Source organism: Pseudokineococcus basanitobsidens (assembly GCF_037482545.1).
Classification (GTDB): Bacteria; Actinomycetota; Actinomycetes; order Actinomycetales; family Quadrisphaeraceae; genus Pseudokineococcus; species Pseudokineococcus basanitobsidens.
This window is the reverse complement of record NZ_JBBIAA010000064.1, coordinates 1-1,571: the sequence shown is the minus strand read 5'-3', so window position 1 is coordinate 1,571 and position 1,571 is coordinate 1. Positions and strand designations below refer to the sequence as shown.

Here is a 1,571-nt window from a genome sequence, read left to right as displayed (position 1 = left end):
TGAGGCGGCCCGGTCTGAGGCGGCCCGGTCTGAGGCGGCCCGGCGGGGGGTCGCAGGTCCGGCAGGATGGTCGGCCGTGGCCGAGCTGGTGTTCTTCTCCGGGACCATGGACTGCGGCAAGTCGACCCTGGCGCTGCAGGTCGACCACAACCACGCCGCGCGCGGCAAGGGCGGTCTGGTGCTGACGCGGCAGGACCGCGCCGGCGAGGCGGTGGTGTCGAGCCGGCTGGGGCTGCGCCGCCGCGCCGTCGAGGTGCGCGACACGACCGACGTGTGGGCCGAGGTGACCGGACGCCGCACCCGCGGCGAGCGCGTCGACTACCTCGTGTGCGACGAGGCGCAGTTCTACACGCCGGAGCAGGTCGAGCAGCTGGCCCGCGTCGTCGACGACCTCGGCGTCGACGTCTTCGCCTTCGGCATCACGACCGACTTCCGCACCCGGCTGTTCCCGGGCTCGCAGCGGCTCCTCGAGCTCGCCGACCGGGTGCAGGTCCTGCAGGTCGAGGCGCTGTGCTGGTGCGGCGCCCGCGCGACCCACAACGCCCGCACGCACCACGGCGCCATGGTCGTCGAGGGCGACCAGGTCGTCGTCGGCGACGTGACGGAGCGGGGCGACCCGGGTGGCGCGCCCGAGGTCGGGGCCGACGTCGCCTACGAGGTGCTGTGCCGGCGGCACCACCGCCGCCGCCTCACCGCGGCGAGGGCGCGCCCCGCGGCGCTCTCTCCCGACGTCCTGCCGTTCGGCGACCGGCCGGCCCCCTCGGGCGGGTGACGGCGAGCGGGCACCGCGGTCCGCGGGCGCTCGCGGACCGCCGGGGCGGCGCAGCCCGGCGCGGGACGTCCCCGGGTCAGTCGCGTCGCTGGCCGAAGACGATGTCGTCCCAGCTCGGCACGCCCGGACGCGCGCCGCGCCGTGCGCCGCCGGACCGGCGTGCGCCCCGGCGCGCCGTGTCGTCGCCGTCCCCGGTCGCCGCGGCGTCGTCGTCCGGGCCCGCGCCGGCCGCGCCGGCCGCTCCGTCAGGGACGGCGCCCGTCGCCGTCCGTCCGTCCGCGTCCGCCCCGGCCTCCGGGCGCTCCGGCTCAGGCAGCAGCTCCTCCTGCCCCGGGACGCCGCCGTCGTCGCGCCCGGCGCCCGCCCGGCGCCGACGGCGGCGTGAGCGCGGCGCGTCCTCCGGCTCGTCGGTGTCCTCCGGGGACTCCTCCGTGCTCTCTTCCGGGCTCTCTTCCGAGCTCTCTCCCGGGCTCCCCTCCGGGGCGGCCGAGGAGCCCGAGGCGGGCGCGTCCCGGTCCCACGAGCCGGCGGGAAGCACCTCGTCGTCGACGGCCTCCTCGGGGCGCGACGCCGGCGGGTGCGCCGCCGGCGGCTCCCCCGCGGCGTCCCAGGGGTCCTCCCGACCCGGGGCGTCGGGGGCCTCGAGGTCGCCGTCCCGGGGCGGCGCGTCGACCCGGGCGGTCAGCGCCTCGAGCTCGGCCCAGGTCAGCGCCTCGACCTCCTCGTCGTCGGGGTCGACCAGCGGCTGGCGCCGTCCGCGCCGCCCCCGCAGGTGCTCCAGCAGGTCCAGCGTCCGGCT

General features: G+C 79.1%; 1 protein-coding gene and 1 pseudogene. One reads left to right on the top strand and one right to left on the bottom strand.

Annotated elements, in window-relative coordinates; all coding sequences use genetic code 11:
• The first annotated feature begins 76 nt into the window (after positions 1-76).
• Positions 77-772: a thymidine kinase gene (locus tag WDZ17_RS17265; protein ID WP_339576414.1), complete on the top strand. Its 696-nt coding sequence runs from the start codon at positions 77-79 to the stop codon at positions 770-772.
• Between the two features lie 76 nt (positions 773-848).
• Here WDZ17_RS17265 and WDZ17_RS17260 read toward each other — a convergent pair.
• Positions 849-1,571 (bottom strand): annotated as a pseudogene (locus WDZ17_RS17260) (hypothetical protein); the annotation flags it as partial.